This is a genomic window from Roseiterribacter gracilis, from assembly GCA_018332375.1.
GTDB classification, from domain to species: Bacteria; Pseudomonadota; Alphaproteobacteria; order BOG-932; family Roseiterribacteraceae; genus Roseiterribacter; species Roseiterribacter gracilis.
Genome location: BOPV01000001.1, coordinates 2752225 through 2770993, shown reverse-complemented (window position 1 = coordinate 2770993; position 18769 = coordinate 2752225). Strand labels below are relative to the sequence as shown.

General features: G+C 62.8%; 20 protein-coding genes and 2 tRNA genes. 11 read left to right on the top strand and 11 right to left on the bottom strand.

What is annotated here, in order from left to right; all coding sequences use genetic code 11:
- Positions 1–317 precede the first annotated feature (317 nt).
- Both TMPK1_RS13690 and TMPK1_RS13685 read right to left on the bottom strand, forming a co-directional pair.
- Positions 318–2315 carry an OPT family oligopeptide transporter gene (locus TMPK1_RS13690; protein ID WP_420243577.1) on the bottom strand — a complete coding sequence of 666 codons (1998 nt, stop codon included), beginning with the start codon at positions 2313–2315 and terminating at the stop codon, positions 318–320.
- Positions 2316–2413: 98 nt separating this feature from the next.
- Complete coding sequence (locus TMPK1_RS13685) at positions 2414–4393, bottom strand: OPT family oligopeptide transporter (protein WP_420243576.1); 1980 nt, start codon at positions 4391–4393, stop codon at positions 2414–2416.
- Between the two features lie 90 nt (positions 4394–4483).
- On the opposite strand from TMPK1_RS13685, the gene TMPK1_RS13680 reads away from it, so the two are divergent.
- Complete coding sequence (locus tag TMPK1_RS13680; protein WP_420243575.1) at positions 4484–5617, top strand: YihY/virulence factor BrkB family protein; 1134 nt, start codon at positions 4484–4486, stop codon at positions 5615–5617.
- Positions 5618–5650: 33 nt separating this feature from the next.
- Complete coding sequence (locus TMPK1_RS13675) at positions 5651–6472, top strand: hypothetical protein (protein WP_420243574.1); 822 nt, start codon at positions 5651–5653, stop codon at positions 6470–6472.
- Here TMPK1_RS13675 and TMPK1_RS13670 read toward each other — a convergent pair.
- On the bottom strand, positions 6469–6639 hold the full coding sequence (locus TMPK1_RS13670; RefSeq protein ID WP_420243573.1) for a hypothetical protein: 171 nt from the start codon (positions 6637–6639) through the stop codon (positions 6469–6471). The two genes, TMPK1_RS13675 and TMPK1_RS13670, sit on opposite strands and share 4 nt — an antisense overlap.
- A gap of 74 nt (positions 6640–6713) precedes the next feature.
- Here TMPK1_RS13670 and TMPK1_RS13665 point away from each other — a divergent pair.
- From TMPK1_RS13665 to TMPK1_RS13655, 3 genes are all read left to right on the top strand, one after another.
- Positions 6714–6788: transfer RNA gene (locus TMPK1_RS13665), tRNA-Thr, on the top strand.
- Positions 6789–6847: 59 nt separating this feature from the next.
- The gene (locus TMPK1_RS13660) at positions 6848–7225 is read left to right on the top strand and encodes a YciI family protein (protein ID WP_420243572.1); all 378 of its coding nucleotides are present in this window, start codon (positions 6848–6850) and stop codon (positions 7223–7225) included.
- Between the two features lie 229 nt (positions 7226–7454).
- The gene (locus tag TMPK1_RS13655; protein WP_420243571.1) at positions 7455–7907 is read left to right on the top strand and encodes a VOC family protein; all 453 of its coding nucleotides are present in this window, start codon (positions 7455–7457) and stop codon (positions 7905–7907) included.
- Between the two features lie 39 nt (positions 7908–7946).
- On the opposite strand, the gene TMPK1_RS13650 is transcribed toward TMPK1_RS13655, so the two are convergent.
- Together TMPK1_RS13650 and TMPK1_RS13645 are read right to left on the bottom strand one after the other, a co-directional pair.
- A complete protein-coding gene (locus TMPK1_RS13650; RefSeq protein WP_420243570.1) occupies positions 7947–8414 on the bottom strand; it encodes a DUF3224 domain-containing protein in 468 nt (155 codons plus the stop codon).
- An 84-nt stretch (positions 8415–8498) separates the two neighbouring features.
- Entirely contained in the window at positions 8499–8936 is a 438-nt protein-coding gene (locus TMPK1_RS13645; protein WP_420243569.1) for a hypothetical protein, read from the bottom strand.
- Positions 8937–9053: 117 nt separating this feature from the next.
- Here TMPK1_RS13645 and TMPK1_RS13640 point away from each other — a divergent pair, with 117 nt between their 5' ends.
- The gene (locus tag TMPK1_RS13640; protein WP_420243568.1) at positions 9054–9290 is read left to right on the top strand and encodes a hypothetical protein; all 237 of its coding nucleotides are present in this window, start codon (positions 9054–9056) and stop codon (positions 9288–9290) included.
- A gap of 4 nt (positions 9291–9294) precedes the next feature.
- Here TMPK1_RS13640 and TMPK1_RS13635 read toward each other — a convergent pair whose 3' ends face one another.
- Positions 9295–9750 (bottom strand): Mpo1 family 2-hydroxy fatty acid dioxygenase, encoded by a 456-nt coding sequence (locus TMPK1_RS13635; protein WP_420243567.1) that lies wholly within the window; start codon positions 9748–9750, stop codon positions 9295–9297.
- A 33-nt stretch (positions 9751–9783) separates the two neighbouring features.
- On the opposite strand from TMPK1_RS13635, the gene TMPK1_RS13630 reads away from it, so the two are divergent.
- Complete coding sequence (locus TMPK1_RS13630) at positions 9784–10731, top strand: NAD(P)/FAD-dependent oxidoreductase (RefSeq protein ID WP_420243566.1); 948 nt, start codon at positions 9784–9786, stop codon at positions 10729–10731.
- On the opposite strand, the gene TMPK1_RS13625 is transcribed toward TMPK1_RS13630, so the two are convergent.
- The gene (locus TMPK1_RS13625) at positions 10728–11234 is read right to left on the bottom strand and encodes a hypothetical protein (RefSeq protein ID WP_420243565.1); all 507 of its coding nucleotides are present in this window, start codon (positions 11232–11234) and stop codon (positions 10728–10730) included. The two genes, TMPK1_RS13630 and TMPK1_RS13625, sit on opposite strands and share 4 nt — an antisense overlap.
- Before the next feature lie 52 nt (positions 11235–11286).
- Positions 11287–11760, bottom strand: a complete 474-nt coding sequence (locus TMPK1_RS13620) for a peptidylprolyl isomerase (RefSeq protein WP_420243564.1) — start codon at positions 11758–11760, stop codon at positions 11287–11289.
- Between the two features lie 72 nt (positions 11761–11832).
- On the opposite strand from TMPK1_RS13620, the gene TMPK1_RS13615 reads away from it, so the two are divergent.
- Both TMPK1_RS13615 and TMPK1_RS13610 read left to right on the top strand, forming a co-directional pair.
- Positions 11833–12696, top strand: coding sequence for an N-formylglutamate amidohydrolase (locus TMPK1_RS13615; protein ID WP_420243563.1), 864 nt, complete (start codon positions 11833–11835; stop codon positions 12694–12696).
- A gap of 11 nt (positions 12697–12707) precedes the next feature.
- A complete protein-coding gene (locus tag TMPK1_RS13610) occupies positions 12708–13160 on the top strand; it encodes a GNAT family N-acetyltransferase (protein WP_420243562.1) in 453 nt (150 codons plus the stop codon).
- A 7-nt stretch (positions 13161–13167) separates the two neighbouring features.
- Here the strand turns inward: TMPK1_RS13610 and TMPK1_RS13605 are convergent, their stop codons facing one another.
- Positions 13168–13671, bottom strand: coding sequence for a hypothetical protein (locus TMPK1_RS13605; RefSeq protein WP_420243561.1), 504 nt, complete (start codon positions 13669–13671; stop codon positions 13168–13170).
- A 126-nt stretch (positions 13672–13797) separates the two neighbouring features.
- Complete coding sequence (gene lipB, locus TMPK1_RS13600) at positions 13798–14502, bottom strand: lipoyl(octanoyl) transferase LipB (protein WP_420243560.1); 705 nt, start codon at positions 14500–14502, stop codon at positions 13798–13800.
- Between the two features lie 5 nt (positions 14503–14507).
- Here lipB and TMPK1_RS13595 point away from each other — a divergent pair.
- Positions 14508–14594 (top strand) — tRNA-Leu (locus TMPK1_RS13595).
- Between the two features lie 75 nt (positions 14595–14669).
- Positions 14670–16961: an NADP-dependent malic enzyme gene (locus tag TMPK1_RS13590; protein WP_420243559.1), complete on the top strand. Its 2292-nt coding sequence runs from the start codon at positions 14670–14672 to the stop codon at positions 16959–16961.
- A gap of 7 nt (positions 16962–16968) precedes the next feature.
- Here TMPK1_RS13590 and TMPK1_RS13585 read toward each other — a convergent pair whose 3' ends face one another.
- Positions 16969–18726 carry an ATP-dependent nuclease gene (locus TMPK1_RS13585; RefSeq protein ID WP_420243558.1) on the bottom strand — a complete coding sequence of 586 codons (1758 nt, stop codon included), beginning with the start codon at positions 18724–18726 and terminating at the stop codon, positions 16969–16971.
- Positions 18727–18769 lie beyond the last annotated feature (43 nt).

The window sequence follows — 18769 nt, the reverse complement described above, 5'->3', positions numbered from 1 at the left end:
CGGCCGCGCTGCGCCAGGATTCGAGCGGCGTGTGAAGAACGCGCCAAATTCGCGTGAAAACAGGCGTTTCGATTGATGTGGTGTATTCTGCGATAGCGACGCAGATGCGCGACAATGCGCGCGGCATCGTCGCAAACAAAACGGGCGCGACCGCGCAATCGTCTCCGATAAATATTTTTACGACGGCGATGCGGCCGTCGTGGGCGGAACTGCGTAACTGCAACCTTTGGTCGTTCCAGCTCCGACGTGCGCGACGCTGGAAAAGAAAAAGGGCGCGACCTTGCGGCCGCGCCCTTGGTTGATTTCTGCGCCGACGGTCAGGCTTTGGTGCCGCGCCGATAGAGCCAGAGGATCGACAGTGCGAACGCGACGCCACCGATCCATTCGGCGATGTGCTCGAAGCTTTCCCCGACCAATGCGACCGGTTCCTGGCTGCCGCTGCCGACGATCAACGCGGCGAGGATCACGCCCCACAGGCTTTCGCCGACGATCAGACCCGACGCCAGCAACGTGCCGCGGCGCAGGATGCGTTCGCGGTTGGGGCTGTTCTTCACCGCACGTTCGATCGCCCAGGCCAACACCGCACCGATCACGATCGGCGCAATCGTGCCGGCCGGGAGATAGATGCCGAGACCAACCGCCAGCACCGGCAGCTGCAAACGCTTGTTCGTCGTGCGCTTCAGGATTTCGTCGACCACGATCAACGCGGCGCCGACGAAGACGCCGATGATGATCATCGTCCAATCGACGCTGCCCGCGATGATGCCTTTGGCCAAGGTCGAGATCAGCGTTGCCTGCGGCGCGCCCAGGATCTGTTTCGGATCCATGTCGGGACGCGGCGTTGCGCCGGTGAAGCCGTAGGCGTTGTAGAGCAGCTCCAAAATCGGCGGGATCACGATGGCGCCGACGACGACGCCGACGATCAACGCGACCTGCTGTTTCCACGGCGTTGCGCCGACCAGCTGCCCGGTTTTGAGATCTTGCAAGTTGTCGTTCGAAATCGTCGCGACTGCGACGACAACCGACACAGTGAATAGCGCCAGTGCGACGCCGGCATCACGGATCGGGCCTGCGTCTTTGCCCAGCAGCCAGGCCAACGGCACTGCGACCAGCACTGTCGCGACGATGCCGATGCCCGAGATCGGACTGTTCGAGCTGCCGATCAGGCCGGCCATGTAGCCGCACGCGGCAGCGACGATGAAGCCGAACACAAAGGCGAAGACGATACAGGCCGCGATCAGGATCAGCGGCGGGCTGCCGGCAAACCCGGGCAGGCCGCTCGCGAAGCTGTAGACGAGAATGGCGAGCGGCACCGCCATCGCCAGCGACAGCTGCATCACGCGGTCGAACGGCATGTCGCGTTCGGTGCGCGGGATCGCGTCGCCATGTCCCGATTTCTGTTTCGCCAGCGCGTCGAGCGCCGAACGCACGCCCTTCGCCATCGGCTTCATCAGCACGATCAGGGTCCAGACCGCAGCGACTGCGATCAGGCCCGCGCCCAGGAAGCGCACTTGCGTGCGCCACATCACATTGGCGTGCGCGACGTAATCGACGCCGCTCGGCGCCGGCACGGTCGCGGTCAAATAGGGAACCGCAACGCCCCACGCGATGAGGATGCCGACCAGCATCGCAAAGCCGACGGTGATGCCGACCAGCCAGCCGGCGCCGACCAGCGCCAGCGACAGGCTGGTGCCGATGCTCGATGTTGCGGGGCCGATGCGGAAGAAGGTCTGCACCGCGTCGGCGAAAATCTTGAAGCCGGTCGAGACCAGCGCGAACACGCCCGACAGAACGGTGCCGGCGACCACTTCGGGCAGGCCAGGCTCGTTCTTGTCATGCGGAATGCTGCTGTCGCCGCGCGACGACGAACCGACGCGCAGAATTTCTGCGGCGGCGACGCCTTCGGGATAGGGCAGGTCGGTTTCGACCACCATCGCGCGCCGCAACGGCACTGTGTAGGTGACGCCCAAAATGCCGCCGACGGCGCAGATCCCCGCCGCGTACCAGAAGGGGAAGCCGGCCCACACGCCGATCATCACCAAGCCGGGTAAGACGAAGATGATCGAACTCAACGTGCCGGCCGACGAGGCGACCGTCTGCACGATGTTGTTCTCGAGGATGTTGGCGCCTTTGGCGAAGCGCAACACGGCCATCGAGATCACGGCTGCCGGGATCGACGAGGCGAATGTCAGTCCGACCTTGAGGCCGAGATAGACGTTCGCCGCGGTGAACACGACGGTGATGACGGCGCCCAGCACAAGGCCGCGCAACGTCAGTTCGGGAAGCGACACGTGGTCGGGGATCTTGTCCTGCATGGATCCCGTCCTAGAGGACGAAACGGACCCCGCCAACAATTCCGTGACCGGCTTGCCCGTGCCGAATTCGATTCAGCACGTGCCGGCTTCGCCGCTGCTTACAAAGTTTCGTGCCCGCTTGGTTTGTGGCCCCGCCGATAGAGGAACAGCGCGATGGCAAGGAAGGCGAGGCCGCCCAGCCAATCGGCCGTGGGCTCGAAGCTGGGGCCTAGCAGCGCCAATGGCTCCTGCGCGCCGGTGGCGAGAATGATCGTCGCCAGCGCGACGCCGAACAGGCTTTCGCCGACGATCAGGCCCGAGGCCAACAACACGCCGCGTCGCAAGCTGGCTTCGCGATCGGCCCGATTCTTCAGCGCGCGATTCAGCAGCCACGCCAGCACCGCACCCAGCACGATCGCGATCGACGTGCCGGCGGGCAGATAGATGCCAAGCCCGACCGCAAGCACCGGCAGGCGCGCGTTGCGCGTCGTGCGTTGCAGCACGACGTCGACCACGATCAACGCGACGCCGATCGCAGCGCCGAGCAGAATCTGCGTCCAGTCGATCGACGCGGCCACAATGCCTTTGGTCAAGGTCGCAATCAGCGTTGCTTGCGGCGCGGCCAGCGCCTGGCGCGGATCCATGCCGGCGCGCGGCAACGAGCTTGCGAAACCGTAGGCCTGGTACAGCAGATCCATCATCGGCGGAATCACGCAGGCGCCGACCAGCACGCCGACGATCAGTGCGACTTGCTGTTTCCACGGCGTTGCACCGACCAGCTGGCCGGTTTTCAGATCCTGCAGATTGTCGTTCGAAATCGTCGCGACCGCGACGATCACCGAGACGGTGAAAATGATCAGCGCCACGACCGCATCGCGCAGCCCGCCATCGACGTCGCCCAGCAACGCCGCCAACGGCACCGCGACCAGAATGGTTGCGACAATGCCGATGCCCGAAATCGGACTGTTCGACGCGCCGATCAGCCCCGCCATGTAGCCGCATGCGGCGGCGACCAGAAATCCAAACAGCATCACGAACACGACCGCGGCCGCGATCAGCACCAACGGCGGCGTGTCGCCGAATCCTGCTTGCGACGTGGCGAAGATCGACAGCAGCGCGGTCAGCGGCACGATCATCGCGAGGCTGATCTGCACGATGCGATTGAACGGCATGTCGCGTTCGGTGCGCGGCAAGGCGCTGCCGCCGGCGCGCTGTTGGCGCAAGGCGCGCATCGACGCCTGGATGCCGCGCAACATCGGTCGCAGCAATTGCAGCAACGTCCACACCGCTGCAACCGCGATGCAGCCGACGCCGAGAAAGCGCACTTGGGTTCGCCACATCGTCACCGCGTGCGCGACGTCGCTGACCTCGGGTGCGTGCGGCACGGTCAAGGTGAGATACGGAACCGCAACGCCCCAGGCGATGACAAAACCAAGCAGCGATGCCAGCCCGACCGTGATGCCGACCAGCCAACCGGCGCCGATCAGCGCAAAGGAAAACGACGCGCTGACGCCGGTCGTGGCGCCGCCGATGCGGATCCAACCGGTAAAGCTTTCGGCGAACAGTTTGATCGCGCCGGCAAGCGCAAATCCCGCTGCTGCGACCGCGCCGAGTACGACGTCGCGCAGGCCCGCATCTTTGTTGCCGGCTGCGCCGACGCGCAGAATTTCTGCGGCTGCGACGCCTTCGGGAAACGGCAGCGCGGTTTCGACCACCAGCGCGCGGCGCAACGGCACTGTGTAGGTGACGCCCAGAATGCCGCCGATGGCGCAGATGCCGGCCGTGTACCAGAACGGAAAGCCGCTCCATGCACCGATCAGCACCAGCCCCGGCAAACTCAACACGACCGCGGTCAAGGTGCCGGCCGACGATGCCACCGTTTGCACGATGTTGTTCTCGAGCATGTTTGCGTTTCTGGTGAAGCGCAGCACGCCCATCGAAATCACCGCGGCGGGGATCGAGGTTGCGATCCCGATCCCGACCTTGAGGGCGAGATAGAGATTGGCGGCGGTGAAGACGATCGTGATGAGCGCGCCCAGCACCAGACCCCGCAAGGTCAGTTCGGGCAGGCTGGCGGAGTCCGGGATGCGATCCTGCATCCCTGCGTCGTACTTGGTCGCCGCCCCGCCGCCTAGCTAGGAACAGGTCCGTCCGCCGCCGTGTTGTCGGAACTGGCAAGCGGGGGCGTGATGGCAAGCGGGCGCGGGCAGTTCGGCGGTGGCAGGTTTCTTCCAGCCCTGCTGGCGTTCGGCGCGCTTGCCATTGCCGCGCGCCTCGCTGCCAGCGACCGGTACGACGTGCAGCCGGCCGTAAAGAATCGCGCCGGGCCCGGTCACACGCAGGATCCCGCCGTGACCAGCGGCGGCAGTCGCGACGATGGCCGCGGCCGTTTTGCCGACAGTCCCGCAACGCTCGGCAAATATGGCTGGCGCGACGCGCTGGTGCGGACGTGGCACGAGATGAATCGCGATAATCTTTCGCTGATCGCAGCAGGCGTCGCGTTCTATTGCTTGCTGGGCATGGTGCCAGGCCTGGGCGCGCTGGTTTCGTTGTACGGGTTGGTTGCCGATCCTGGCGATGTGGCGCGCTTCATCCAAAGCATCTCGATCTTTCTCGCACCGGAAATCGTGAAGCTTCTGTCCGATATGCTGCAAAGCGTAGCGGCCAATTCAAATGCGACCTTGGGCTTCTCGTTCCTGTTCAGCCTCGGCCTTGCGTTGTGGAGCGCGAAGGCCGCTGCTTCGGCGATGATGACCGCGATGAACGTCGCGTATGACGAGCACGAACGTCGCGGCTTTGTCGGACGCACCTTGACCGCGCTGGCGATGACGATCGGCGCCGTGCTGTTCATGATCACGGCATTGGTGTTGGTGGCTGCGATTCCGATCGCGCTCAATTTGATGTGGTGGCTACCCGAACCGATGCGCACCTTGGTTGGTCTGGGGCGCTGGCCGCTGCTGGCGCTGCTGCTGATGGTGGCGCTGTCGTCGATGTACCGGTTCGCGCCGTCGCGTGCGCGCGCCCGCTGGCGCTGGGTCAGTTGGGGCGCGGTGATCGCGACCTTCGCCTGGATGATCGTGTCGATCGGCTTCTCGATCTACGTCTCGAACTTCGCCAGCTACGACAAAACCTATGGCAGTTTGGGCGCGGTGGTCGTGCTGTTGATGTGGTTCTACCTGTCGACCTTGATCGTGCTGCTGGGCGCCGAACTCAACGCTGAACTCGAACATCAGACCGCGGTCGATTCGACGACCGGCCTGCCGCTGCCGATGGGCATGCGCGGCGCGGTGATGGCGGACACGTTGGGAAAGGCGACGGGCTGACGGGCTTCGGCAGAATCGCGTAGAACCGGATTCATGTCGATTCGCTCGCTGGCAGCCGCGCTGATCGTGTCTCTCGCCGCTTGCGCCCCGGCGTACGCGCAGACGATTCCAAAAATTCGCTCCGACCTGCTCGACAGTTGTGCGCCGGAAAATCTCTTGTGCCGGCATCTGCGCACGCAATTTGGGTCGCCCTTGTCGTCGCGCAGCAGCGACGGCATTCCGATCTGGCGCAGCAAGATCAAGTACATCACGGCGGGTCTTTCGCCGGACGGCGACGCGTTGTTCGACGACCTGATCGAATCCTTCGCCGCCCGCGCCGGCCTGCAGGTCCAACGCGTGCCGTTTGAAGACGCGCGCGAAGCAAACTTCACCGTGCTGGTGACGCCGAATGTCGGCGATGCGATTCAGGGGCAGCGATACGGCTCGCTGGTCGGTCAGGCGCTCAGCACCGAAGAGCGCGAACGGATGGCGGCGGAGTGGAAGAACGGGTTCGCCGTCAAGCGTCTCGAATACAGCACGCTCGCCAATCGGTACGTGATCGCGCACTGCTATCACGGCATGCATCCCGAGACGCTGACCAAGCGGCCGGGCTTGCACATGGCCATGATGATTTACACGTGCCTAACCGGCGGGCGCAGCAACGTGATACGGCCGTCCTTGGCGAACGTGACTTTACCGGTTGAGCTCGACGCGCCGCCCTACGCGAAAATGACGTCGCTCGACCGTGCCACGCTGGAGATTTTGTACGACCGTAATTCGCCGGTGAATTCGTCGAGCGCAGCCTCGGTCGTCGTCGAGCGGATTGAGCGACGTCTGCGCGAACAGGGCTTCGGCGACGACGGGCTAAAGCACTAGCTGGTTGCCTGGCGGCGCAGCTCGGCTTCGATCGCGCCTTCGGTCGAGCCGGCTCGTTTCGCGGCCAGCCGCACTTCGTCGGGGCTGACCTCGAATTTCGCAGCCAGGCGCTGGACTTCCGCGTCGGGCAGCGCGGGCAAGGTGGCGACGTCGTCGGCTTTTCCCATGCAACGGAAACCCGGGATGGCCACGAAGGTGCCGGGTGCCCTTGGCCAAAATCTTCTGCTAAACCCGCGCCCGGGCCGGGTTAGCACAGTGGTAGTGCAGCGGTTTTGTAAACCGAAGGTCGCGGGTTCAAATCCTGCACCCGGCACCACCCTTCGCTCCTGCGGGCTTTGGGTGGCGGGCCACCCCTCCATCTGGAAACGCGGCCATATGCACTACGCCATTCTTTGTTATCACCAAGAAGCCGTCGTCGGCGCCTGGACCCAGGAAGAAGACGCGATGGTGATGGGCAAGCTCATCGCCGTGCAGGAGAAGCTGGCCAAGGAAGGCAAGCTGGGTCCGGTCGCGCGCTTGATGCCGACCAAATCCGCGACGACGCTACGCAAAGATCGCAATCCGCCACTGGTACTCGACGGCCCGTTCGCCGAGACCAAAGAACAGCTGTTGGGATTCTACGTCGTCGACGTCGCGACAATGGAAGAAGCGCTGCAGATTGCGCGCGATCTGGGCGCGGTGAATCCGGGCGGCTCGTATGAAATTCGTCCCATCGCGCTGTTCCTGGACGGATCTGGCCCGGCCGGCGCGTAGCGGCAAACTGGCAGGCGACGACCGCGGATTCTAGTTCAGGACCTGCGCGCTCGAGCGGCCATTCTGCTGCTCGCATCGCGCAAGCCCGACCGGTTCGTCGTGCAGCGTGCGGCCGGCCTTGCCGCGATGAAGACCGCCGCCGAGGCCTGAAATTTTTTCGCGGTCTCTGTCGATCTGCGGTCAGCCCGCTCGTCTCGGAGGTAACGACATCCCCCAAGGAGACCAACCGATGAGCGCAAATTCCGCCACGGCCGCCTGCGAGCAGCCCCCCGCTACGGGCCAGCAGCCGATGCCGAAAGTCCGCAGCGGCATCACCGCCTATCTCTGCGTCAGCAATGCCGCCAAGGCCGCCGCGTTTTACGAGCGCGCCTTTGGCGGCAAAATTCTGCTGCAAATTCCGCCCGACGAAAAAGGCCGGACGATGCACATCCATCTCGAGATCAACGGCGCGTCACTGATGCTCAGCGATGGATTTCCCGAGCACGGCCATCCGGTGAAGCCACATCAGGGCTACACGCTGCATCTGCAGGTCGACGACATCGACAAGCGTTTCCAGCACGCGATCGATGCGGGCGGTGAGATCGTGCTGCCGGTCCAGGACATGTTCTGGGGCGACCGCTACGGCCAGCTGCGCGATCCGTTCGGCGTAATGTGGTCGATGGGTATGACGCCAACGCGCTAACCGCGCATGGGCAGGCGGGTGCAGCCCTGCACCCGCCGCTCACGGCAACGTGTAGTCGAGCGCGTAGTGATGTTTTCCGTCGGCGATTTTGATCGTCAACGTGCCCTCGATGCCTTTCAGCTCGTCGCTGCCGGAATCGGGCACGATCACGACCTGCATCTCTTGCTTGCCGCCGCCCATGAGGCCGCGATGCACGAGACCGAAACTTCCCTTTTTGCCTTTCAGCGCGCCGGTGACGCGTTCAGCGGCGCCATATCCGGCTGATCCTTTCACCGTTGTGCCGACTGCCAGCATTTCGCCTTTCGACGACGCGACAAGATCGCCGCTGAATTGCTTGTCGATCGAATAGCGGCCGAGCGTGATGCCGTCCTGCGTGTCTTCCGCCGTCAACGGGGCGACTTTGACTTCGAACGTGCCGGTTGCTTGCTGCATGGTTTTCGCCGCTGCTTGTTGCGCGATCGCGCCCAGGCAAAGCGCCGAAACAACCAGGATTCGGATCAGCTGCATGACGCCCTCGCGCGGTGGGGCGGCATTCAAGCACGGGTCAGATGAACCGCGATACCGGCTTTCACCAGCCGGTGATTTTCGTGATCAGAGGCCCCACTGGGCTGCGAGCTGCTTCTGGCGCTGCTCCAACTCGTGCAACTGCCGCTGCACTTTGTTGGTCATGATGCCGGCGACGAGGCGCGGCAAGATCGCGGCGATCAATCCGCCGACGATGGCGCCCATATAGGCCCAGCCCCAGCTGCGCGGATCATTCAGTAGCTGAATTGCGCCGTCCATCGACGCGCCCTTCTGCCAAAGATGCAGCAGGCCGGGCACCGCGCCCGCAATGTTGATCGCGCCGACCGCGATCGTGACGCTGCGGCGCGGATTCTGTTCCAGCGTCGCGGTTGCGATCGTCGGCAGCAACGCGAACAACAAAAACACCGTCGTCGGCGCGAACGCGGCGGCAAGGCCGACGAGGCCGATGATGATCGTCCAACGCTCGTAGCGCGGTCGGGCGATGTTGTTGGTTGCGGTGCTCATGCGCGACTAGATAGGCGCATTGTCTGACTAGGCGGTTGATACCGCTTGAAGATGCCGTGAACGCCAGGGCGTGATCTGGTAGCGTTTCGCTAACCCTTGTGGCTCTAGGCTTTTGGCATGTCGTCGCGCACCGATTTCGCAACATCGAACGCAGCTTTGGCACCTCTCGGCACGTCCGAGGCGCGCGCACAGGCGTTGCGCGCGATTTTCGGGCCGCATGCCGCCCGCGCTGCGGTTCGGTTCGCCATGGAAGCGCACGAGATGGGCGAAGACGACGCCGCGTTGCTCTGGATGCAAACGGCAAGTTTCCTCGTCGATGACGAGGATCACGGCGCAACGCCGTTTCTGCACTGAAAAATTAGTGGCGCAGGCCGATCGCGCGAAACGCTTCATCCATCAGGAAAAGCGGCGCGACCAGGGTCTGAAACAAATTCGACAGGAACGCGGGCCGTTTTCCTTCGAAGGCGCTGTGTCCGTAAAATTGCAGCGCCCAGCCAGCGACAAACAACACAAGAAACACGGGCAATACGCGGTCGGGCGCGTTTGCAGCCAGCAGATGCGCGCCCCAGGTCACCAACACCAATGGTACGGCCAGCGCGACGCCCAACTGCACGTCCATCCAAAGCCACAGCAGCAAGGTCGCGGCGACCAGCAGCTCGGCCAGAGTCAGTCCGCCGGGCAGGCGCACCGCGGCGGTTCCGACATCAATCGCGACCACGATCGCCGGAATCCCAAAAATATGGGTCAGCCGGTTGCGATGATCCCGGTGGAAGGATCGGTATTGGTCCAACTGGCGTTCTGTGAAGCTTCGCATGGAGGTTGAGATCATACGCCCGGTCGCACGGTGATGAACAAGAACCAGAGCGTCGACGGTCCGACTCGCGTGGCCGTTATCGGCGCTGGCGTCGCCGGATTAACCTGCGGCGGTGCGCTGGCCCGTGCCGGGTTCGACGTCGAATTGTTCGACAAGGACGAGCGGCCTGGCGGCCGGTTGGCGACGCATCGCGTCGACAGTCTGCGCTTCGACTATGGCGCGCCGTTCCTTGCCGCGGATTCGACGCTCGGCCAAAGCTGGCATCTCGTCGACAAAAGCGGATCGGTCAAACCGGTGCGCGTCGGTATGCCCGACATGAATTCGGTTGCGCGCGAATTGGCGCGCGATGTTGCGGTTCGCTGCGGTTGCCAAGTCACCGGCATGACGCGTCTGCAGGGACGTTGGCATCTCGGTGAAATGAGCGGGCAGATCATCGGCCCGTTCGACTGGGTCGCGCTGACCATGCCGGCGCCGCAAGTGAAATTGCTCGCGCCGATGTTGTCGGCACGCATCGCGTCGGTGCGGATGAATCCGTGTTGGACCTTGATGGCTGCGTTCGGCGAAAAACTGCCGGTCGAATTCGACACGATCAGCTTCAACGATCCAATCCTGGCGCGGGCGGTGCGCGAAACCGCCAAGCCGGGCCGCGTGACGCGACCCGAAGCCTGGACGATTTACGCCACGCCGGACTTCAGCCGCGCCCAATTCGAACAGCCCGCTGGCCGTATGGCTGCTGCACTTTTGCAGCGTTTCGGCGAAGCAATGGGATTCGGTTTGGCGCTGCCACGCGCACGCTACATGACCGCGCATCGCTGGCGCTTCGCCCGCGTCGCGACGCCGCTCGGTGAAGATTACGTGCTCGATCCGCAGCAACATCTGGCGCTGGCGGGCGATTGGTGCGTCGGCGACGGCGTCGATGCGGCGCGACGTTCCGGTGCAATGCTTGCAGTTGCACTCGCACGGCGCGGTGGGCGCAACTAGTCCACCGGCGCAACGATCGCGATCAGTTTCTCTTCATCGAACTTGATGCGGTTCACGCCTGGCCGCATGGCTTCGGCGTCGATCGACGGGCCGGGATCGACATTGCGATCGGCGAGTGCGATCTCGCGGCCAGTGTCGGCGAGACAGGTGACGGCGTAGGGCACGCCGCCCAAGCGCACGCTGCCGATGCGGATTGCATGGCCGGGCAATGCGCTCGGTCGCGCGACCCATTCAAAGCCGCGGATGCCGGGATCTTTCGACGGCACGGGTGCAGCACCCGCACCGCGCAACGTCGCGTGTCCCTGATAACCGAGATGACCTGCTTCGCGCAGCGCGCGCTCGCAGAGTTGCAGCAACGGCGACCAGTCGAGCCGGTCGGCGCTGCTGTGGGCGCCTTGCAAGGTTTCGATTTGAACCGCGGCCTGCACCACGGCCTGCACCAGAAGGGGCAGGGCGCGGGCAGGCTCGTTGCAATAGCGGATTGCCGGGCAGTCGTCGTCCACGCCCGGCAGTTTCCAAGATTAGATCGGTTTTGCCGAGCTGATCTCGGAAAGATTATTCGCCGGAGACGTCGGCTGCGACCTGCATCCGCACGATCTTGTCCGGGTCTTCGACCGGCTCGCCGCGCTTGATCTGGTCGACCAATTCCATGCCCTCGGTCACTTCGCCCCAGACCGTGTATTGCCGGTCGAGGAAGCGGGCATCCTTGAAGCAGATGAAGAACTGGCTGTCGGCCGAATCTGGGCTGGCGGCGCGCGCCATCGAACAAGTGCCACGCTTGTGCGGGGCCGCGTTGAATTCGGCTTTCAGCTTCTTGCCCGAGCCGCCCATGCCGCTGCCGGTCGGATCGCCGGTCTGCGCCATAAAGCCTTCAATGACGCGGTGGAACACGACGCCGTCGTAAAAACCTTCGCGGGTGAGTTCCTTGATCCGCGCGACATGGTTCGGCGCCAGGTCGGGGCGCAGTGCGATGGTGACACGGCCACTCTCGAGATCGAGATACAACGTGTCTTCGGGCGTAGCGGTCATCAGTTTCCTTTCTGGAGGCTGCGGCGGGACGCAACCTAGGCAAAGCTACGGAGTTCTTCTATCCCCAGGGTCATGCGTTTCGTCCTGCCTGGCGTGCTGGTGCTGACCGATACGGACAACGACCCAGCGCCGGTCGTGTTCGACAGCCCGCATAGCGGCAACGACTATCCCGCGGATTTTCTCCCCGACGTTCCGATCGAAACGCTGCGCTCGGCTGAAGATGCGCATGTTGACGCGCTGTTCGGCACGGCGCCGGCGCACGGCGCGGCATTGCTGGCGGCCTGTTTCCCACGCTCCTACGTCGATGCCAATCGCGCCGAAGACGATCTCGATCCGTTGCTGGTCGAGCCGGCTTTTACCGGCCGGTTGAAGCCGACCGAAAAATCACGCGTGGGCATGGGATTGATCCGCCGCGTCGCGAAACCCGGCCAGCCGCTCTACAAGCGCCGGCTCGGCGCGGTCGAGGTCGAGCGCCGTCTCAGCAACTATTGGCGGCCCTATCACGACGCGCTGGGTCGCGTAATCGAAGCGCGTGCGCGCAGCTTCGGTGCGGTCTGGTTTGTCGATTGTCATTCGATGCCGTCGGCAGGGCCGGCCGGTGCGACGTGGGAGCGACCCGATTTCGTTCTCGGCGATCGCGACGGCACCAGTTGCGATCCGGCGTTTCGCGATCTGCTGCGCGTCGCGCTGACCGACATGGGCTACAGCGTGCGGGTCAATGATCCGTACAAAGGCGTCGAGCTGGTGAGCCGCTGGGGCCGCCCGCGCTACGGGTTTCATGCCTTGCAGCTCGAAATCAATCGGCGGCTTTACATGGACGAACGCACCCTTGAACGCAGCAACGGCTATGCGCGTCTCAGCGCCGATCTTGATCGATTGATGCAATTGATCTGCGCCTGGTCGCGCGATCAGCTGCTTGCCGCCGCCGCAGATTAAAGCGAACGCCAATGAGCGAACTGCAATTCCGCCCCGCAACCCGTGACGACATCGTCGCCATCGTTGCGCTGCTGGTCGATGACGAGCTGGGCGCCAAGCGCGAAGATCCGTCCGATCTTGCGCCCTATCGCACCGCGTTCGAGGCGATCGAATCCAACCCGATGCACGAATTGATCGTCGCCACCAAAGACGGCGTCGTCGTCGGCTGTTGCCAGATCACGATCTTGCACAATTTGTCGCGTCGCGGTTCGACGCGCGCGCTGCTCGAAGCGGTGCGCGTTGCGGGTACGATGCGCGGCCAGAAAGTCGGCGAGCAGCTGGTGCACTACGCGATCGCGCGCGCCAAAGCGCGCGGTGCGGTACTGCTGCAGCTGACCAGCGACAAGCGTCGCGACAAAGCGATCCGCTTTTACGAGCGGCTCGGCTTCGTCGCGTCGCACGAAGGCATGAAGCTGGTTCTGTAAGCGCCGGCTATTTGCTCTTCACCAGACGGCGTAGATCCGCGGTGATCAGGCGCAGCGCCGGCCACGGTGCTTCGGTGACGTCCGGACCCGGCGCTTCGACTTCGAGAACAATGTCGAGCTTTGCGATCGCGCCTTCGATGGTGCGCGCTTTGGTGGTCAGCGCTTCATGCGCCAACCGTTCAGCCACGAGGCCGGTTTCCTTCTCGCGCTGCTTGGCGTCGCTATAACCCGACCGCGCTGCTTCTGCTTTCCAGGCCTTCAAGGCTGCGCGCAGATCGCCTTCGGCTTTCTTCGCCGCCGCACCTTTGCCCAACAGAAGCTGCAACGTCGCGGCGTCCTGCACGAAAGCGGGCGTCGGTTTGCCCGGCACTTTGACGTCGATCCCCGGAAACCCGACGCGCTGCACCAGCTCGGTTTCGAGCCGCGCCTGTTCCCGTACCCAGCGCACATGTTCGCCATAGGCCACGCGCCACGCCTTGGCCTTGCTCAACACCGGATCCGACTCTGCCATCGCCTTCTCCCGCAAAACTTGATCGGAAGTATACTGCTGATCGGAGGGCGTGATAGGGGGATTTTCGCCAATCTGCACGGGCGAAATATTTTTTGGAGCGGTGAATAAAACGGAAGAATACTGCCGCTAGGCAAATTCCCGGTCGCCGAAGACCTCTTCCCAGGACTGGCGCAGTGCCACGTCGAGATCGGCCATCGTCACCGGATAGCCCAGCGCCACCAGCGAGGTGACGCCGTGGTCCCGAATGCCGCAGGGCACGATGCCGGTGAAATGCGACAGGTCGGGATCGAGATTGATGGCGACGCCGTGATAGGCGACCCAGCGCCGGACGCGGACGCCGATGGCGCCGATTTTGGCCTCGGTGCCGGGCAGGCCGCCATGCTTGTCCAACTCGACCCACAACCCGACGCGGCCTTCGCGCCGGACGGCCGTCAGGTTGAAGCGCGCCAGCGCGCCGATCACCCATTCTTCGAGATCGTGGACGTAGCGGCGCAGATCGGCGCGGTCGCGCGCCTTCAAATCGACCATGACGTAGCCGACCCGCTGGCCAGGCCCATGATAGGTGTATTGGCCGCCGCGGCCGGTGGCATGGACCGGAAAGCGCGGCTGAATCAGGTCGCTTTCCTTCGAGCTGGTGCCCGCCGTGTAGAGGGGCGGGTGCTCGACCAGCCACACCAGCTCGGACGCCTCACCGCGACGGATCGCCTCGACCCGTGCCTCCATCACCGCCACCGCTGCCGCATAATCGGTCAATCCGGGCGTAATTCGCCATTCCAACAAGTCGCCGTTCTCCGGTTGTGCCTGCGGGATCGATCCGCTATACCCCGCCACCTCGTGCGGTCGTGGCGGAATTGGTAGACGCGCAGCGTTGAGGTCGCTGTGGGCTAACCCCCGTGGAAGTTCGAGTCTTCTCGACCGCACCATCAGTTGTTTCTTAGAGCGTTTACCTCGGCGCTCTCTCTTTCATCGCGAACCCGTACACGCTTAATGTCGGGCGCATGTCCGATAGTTTATTCGACAGCGCCCTCGCCTATCACACGCAGCTCCCGTACGGGAAAATCGCGATCGTTCCAACCAAGCCGCTGATGACTCAGCGCGACTTGGCCTTGGCCTATTCGCCCGGCGTCGCCGCCGCGTGCGAAGCCATTGTTGCCAATCCGGCCGAAGCCAGCCGAATGACCGCGCGCGGCAATCTAGTCGCGGTTATCACGAATGGAACTGCGGTCCTCGGTCTCGGCAATATCGGCCCGCTCGCCGCCAAGCCCGTGATGGAAGGCAAAGCGGTTCTGTTCAAAAAATTCTCGGGCCTCGATGCGATCGATATCGAGATCGCTGAGAACGATCCCGACAAGCTGGTCGAAGTGATTGCGGCGCTCGAGCCCAGCTTCGGCGGCATCAATCTCGAAGACATCAAGGCGCCTGAATGCTTCGTGGTCGAAGCAAAGCTGCGCGCGCGGATGAAGATCCCTGTCTTCCACGACGATCAGCACGGCACCGCAATCATCGTCGCAGCTGCAGTCACCAACTGGCTGCGCATCACCGGCCGCAAGCTGAACGAGTTCAAGCTCGTCTCATCCGGCGCCGGTGCCGCGGCGATCGCGTGCATGGATCTGCTGGTCGATATGGGCGTGCCGGTCGAGAACATCACCGTCACCGACATTGCCGGCGTGGTCTATGAAGGCCGCAACGAGCACATGGATCCGCGCAAGGATCGCTACGCCAAGAAAACCTCGGCACGCACCTTGGCCGAGGTGATCGATGGCGCCGATATGTTCTTGGGACTTTCGGCAGCGGGCGTGGTCAAGCCCGAGATGATCAAGAACATGGGCAAGCAGCCGCTGATTCTGGCGCTAGCCAACCCGACGCCCGAAATCATGCCCGAGCTGGTGCGCGAAATTCGCCCCGACGCGATCATGGCGACGGGCCGGTCGGACTATCCGAACCAGGTCAACAACGTCCTCTGCTTTCCATTCGTGTTCCGCGGCGCGTTGGATGTCGGTGCGACCACGATCAACGAAGCGATGAAGATCGCCTGCGTGCATGCGCTGGCCGATCTCGCTTTGTCGGAAGCGTCCGACGTCGTCGCGACTGCCTATGGCGGTGAGACTGCTTCGTTCGGTCCCGACTATCTGATTCCCAAACCGTTCGACCCGCGCCTGATCACGCAGCTAGCGCCCGCCGTCGCCAAAGCGGCGATGGATTCGGGCGTTGCGACGCGGCCGATCACTGACTTCGACGAATATCGCGAGACGCTCGAACAGTTCGTGTTTCGCTCGGGCCTGGTCATGCGCCCGATGTTCTCGCGCGCCAAAGCCAATCCCAAACGCGTCTGCTACGCCGAGGGCGAAGAAGAACGCGTCTTGCGCGCGGTGCAGGTGGTGGTCGACGAACATCTGGCACGGCCGCTGCTGATCGGTCGTACCGAAGTTGTCGATCGTCGCATCGAAAAGCTCGGCCTGCGCATTCGCCGCGGCGATCATTTCGATCTGGTCGATCCCGAATCCGACCCGCGCTATCACGAATATTGGACCGGCTATCACGAGTTCATGCAGCGCCGCGGCGTGACGCCGGCGCATGCACGCCAGTTGATGCGCACCAACACGACCGTGATCGGTTCGATGCTGATGCGCAAAGGCGAAGCCGACGCGCTGGTCTGCGGCACGATCGGCCAATATCAGCGGCATCTGAAACACGTGCTCGACGTGATCGGGCTGGCGCGCGGCGTGAAGAAGCCGGCGGCGATGAACGTGCTGATCATCGACAAGGGCACGTTCTTCATCGTCGACACCTATGTCAGCTACGATCCCAGCCCAGCCGAAATCGCCGAGGCGACGTTGCTCGCAGCCGAGCAGGTGCGGCGCTTCGGGCTCGAACCCAAAGTCGCGATGCTGAGCCATTCCAATTTCGGCACGCATGACGACCCGCCGGCCAAGAAGATGCGCGACGCGTTGGGCGAAGTGTTGGCGCGCGATCCCGATTTGGAGGTCGAAGGCGAAATGCACGGCGACGCCGCCGTGTCGGAAGAGATCCGCGAGTCGATCTTCCCGCAATCGAAGCTGAAGGGTGTCGCGAACCTGTTGGTCATGCCGACGCTTGATGCCGCCAACATCTCGTTCAACCTGTTGAAGGTTTTGTCGGACGGTCTGTCGATCGGCCCGGTGCTGCTGGGTGCGCAACGGCCGGTGCATATCCTGACGCCGTCGGTCACGGTGCGCGGCATCGTCAATATCTCGGCCGTCGCCTGCGTCGACGCGCAGGTGCGCGACGAGGGGCGCCTCGGCGGCCTCTGACGTATTATTAGCTCAGCCGGCGCACAAATCGGCGAGCCTCTTCAAGTTCGGGTGCGTGAAGGAGATCAAGCTCCAGCACGCGCTCGACCCATTCGGGGCCGTGCAATCCAATCGAGCGGCAGAAGCCTTCAAGTTCTCCGACAGGAACGACGTAGATGCCATGCTGCGCGAGCAGCGAAATCAGCGCTTCGGTTGCGACATAGATTTCTCCACTCGGTACGGCTGCGATCCCGCTACGCTTTAACATCGTCCAAGGGTCCGCCTTTCTTGTCGCCGCGGAAATGCGCTCTAACGTTTCAGTTGCCACCGCGGAGCCGACGCTGAGGTCGAGCGCAGACCGTAGCTCCAGCTCCAGGCGGTGTTTGTCGAAACTGCTTTTCTCTGTCGCAATATATCCGGCGAGCTTGTCTAGGCTTGGATACACACTCTGCCACGCGATTCCTTTGTGATCGCACAATTTCCGCAGAACACCTCGATCGCGCAACAAATCAAAGTCGACCACGCATTCGGTATCAACACTCAGGGCCGACAGAAATTTTAAGGCATCCGGAATCTTGGATTTTCCGCCGCATGGGACAAAAAGTGTTTCGTGGGAGCCGCCGAGTGCCAGGTACTGTGCGCGATAGAATGTGCAATCGCTTTCCGCCTCACATAAAACGACGCGTTGATTGAAAATGCCTTCGAGAACATTCGAATAGCGGAGAAAGGGATCGCGAATAATCGCCCTTAGTTTATCACTTGGAAGCACGTGTGCCGCTGTCGAAGTGTCGTCGCGTACCAGCCGTACAACGTGAATGTCTTCTTCTCGCCGGCTAAGCAGCCCTCTCAAAAAGTTTGCACTATGCGTCGCAATGAAAAATTGCCCGCTTCCGCTATTCGAGGCGACCATCTCACCAAGTTGTTCGGCCTGTGGCGGATGAAGAAATGCTTCTGGTTCGTCAATGCAGCATACGATCTGCCGCAGAGCGAGCAGCTGTAACAGAGCGGTGGCGTAACTTTTCAGTCCATCGCCTTCATGTTCAAGCTTAGTAAGCTTTTCTAGCTCGGCAGTGAATTCACGGCGATGCTGGTCGACCGCGGGCAAACGTGAACGATTTCCACAGTAAAGCGGAATAATGTCTCCCGCATGTCGATGGACGATCAGGTCTCGGCCGAATGCACGTCTAAATGCGCTGCTAATTCGATCTTCAAGCTCTGGCGTTTGATACAAAAGCTGGATCGCGTGAGTCGCGCCTTTTGTTGCGGCGGCAATGATCTTTGGTGGCTGTATGTAGGAGAGCCGCTCTTCAGTGCTCAGAAACGTACAAAAAAGCTCGGATACCGACTGAATGGTCGTATCGGAGTAGCCAATAAACGAAACGGCGACGCCGCCGCGAGAAACTTCGTTATTGTAGCGCGCGTCTGTTACACCGCAGTTAGCATCGATCCAATTTTTGATCGCTTTGGCGCTGCCGCCTCCGTGCACTCTTAAGCTCGAGATCGGTCCGGGTCGCTGTGGAGCTTCTTGCAGGGTGGAGACTTGTCGGAGCGCTCCTGTTTTCCCAGAGCCGTTAGGTCCGACAAACACCACCATCGAGTTTTCGGTGAGTGTTAGCCGCGCTCCATTTTGGAATCGGAGTTCGGAAATGTAGGGCTCGACAAAGCCCGCGACTTCGACGAGTTGCTCTTGACCGACCGCCTTTGGGCGCGACTTCTGGCGCGCGGAAAAAATGTTCCGGAAGTGCTTCAAGGTGGCTCTGCCGAACTTGGGCTGATAACGACGCATTTTTGTCGCCTTGGATCAGTTGGCTGCAGAAAATGGGTAAATT

Coding starts and splice junctions, on each gene's coding strand:
- TMPK1_RS13675 (WP_420243574.1), top strand. CDS start 5,651: ATGTCGATTCGCTCGCTGGCAGCCGCGCTGATCGTGTCTCTCGCCGCT.
- TMPK1_RS13615 (WP_420243563.1), top strand. CDS start 11,833: ATGCGTTTCGTCCTGCCTGGCGTGCTGGTGCTGACCGATACGGACAAC.
- TMPK1_RS13650 (WP_420243570.1), bottom strand. CDS start 8,414: ATGCAGCTGATCCGAATCCTGGTTGTTTCGGCGCTTTGCCTGGGCGCG.
- TMPK1_RS13685 (WP_420243576.1), bottom strand. CDS start 4,393: ATGCAGGATCGCATCCCGGACTCCGCCAGCCTGCCCGAACTGACCTTG.
- TMPK1_RS13660 (WP_420243572.1), top strand. CDS start 6,848: ATGCACTACGCCATTCTTTGTTATCACCAAGAAGCCGTCGTCGGCGCC.
- TMPK1_RS13605 (WP_420243561.1), bottom strand. CDS start 13,671: ATGGCAGAGTCGGATCCGGTGTTGAGCAAGGCCAAGGCGTGGCGCGTG.
- TMPK1_RS13590 (WP_420243559.1), top strand. CDS start 14,670: ATGTCCGATAGTTTATTCGACAGCGCCCTCGCCTATCACACGCAGCTC.
- TMPK1_RS13610 (WP_420243562.1), top strand. CDS start 12,708: ATGAGCGAACTGCAATTCCGCCCCGCAACCCGTGACGACATCGTCGCC.
- TMPK1_RS13585 (WP_420243558.1), bottom strand. CDS start 18,726: ATGCGTCGTTATCAGCCCAAGTTCGGCAGAGCCACCTTGAAGCACTTC.
- TMPK1_RS13655 (WP_420243571.1), top strand. CDS start 7,455: ATGAGCGCAAATTCCGCCACGGCCGCCTGCGAGCAGCCCCCCGCTACG.
- TMPK1_RS13690 (WP_420243577.1), bottom strand. CDS start 2,315: ATGCAGGACAAGATCCCCGACCACGTGTCGCTTCCCGAACTGACGTTG.
- TMPK1_RS13635 (WP_420243567.1), bottom strand. CDS start 9,750: ATGCGAAGCTTCACAGAACGCCAGTTGGACCAATACCGATCCTTCCAC.
- TMPK1_RS13670 (WP_420243573.1), bottom strand. CDS start 6,639: ATGGGAAAAGCCGACGACGTCGCCACCTTGCCCGCGCTGCCCGACGCG.
- TMPK1_RS13640 (WP_420243568.1), top strand. CDS start 9,054: ATGTCGTCGCGCACCGATTTCGCAACATCGAACGCAGCTTTGGCACCT.
- TMPK1_RS13630 (WP_420243566.1), top strand. CDS start 9,784: ATGAACAAGAACCAGAGCGTCGACGGTCCGACTCGCGTGGCCGTTATC.
- TMPK1_RS13680 (WP_420243575.1), top strand. CDS start 4,484: ATGGCAAGCGGGCGCGGGCAGTTCGGCGGTGGCAGGTTTCTTCCAGCC.
- TMPK1_RS13620 (WP_420243564.1), bottom strand. CDS start 11,760: ATGACCGCTACGCCCGAAGACACGTTGTATCTCGATCTCGAGAGTGGC.
- TMPK1_RS13645 (WP_420243569.1), bottom strand. CDS start 8,936: ATGAGCACCGCAACCAACAACATCGCCCGACCGCGCTACGAGCGTTGG.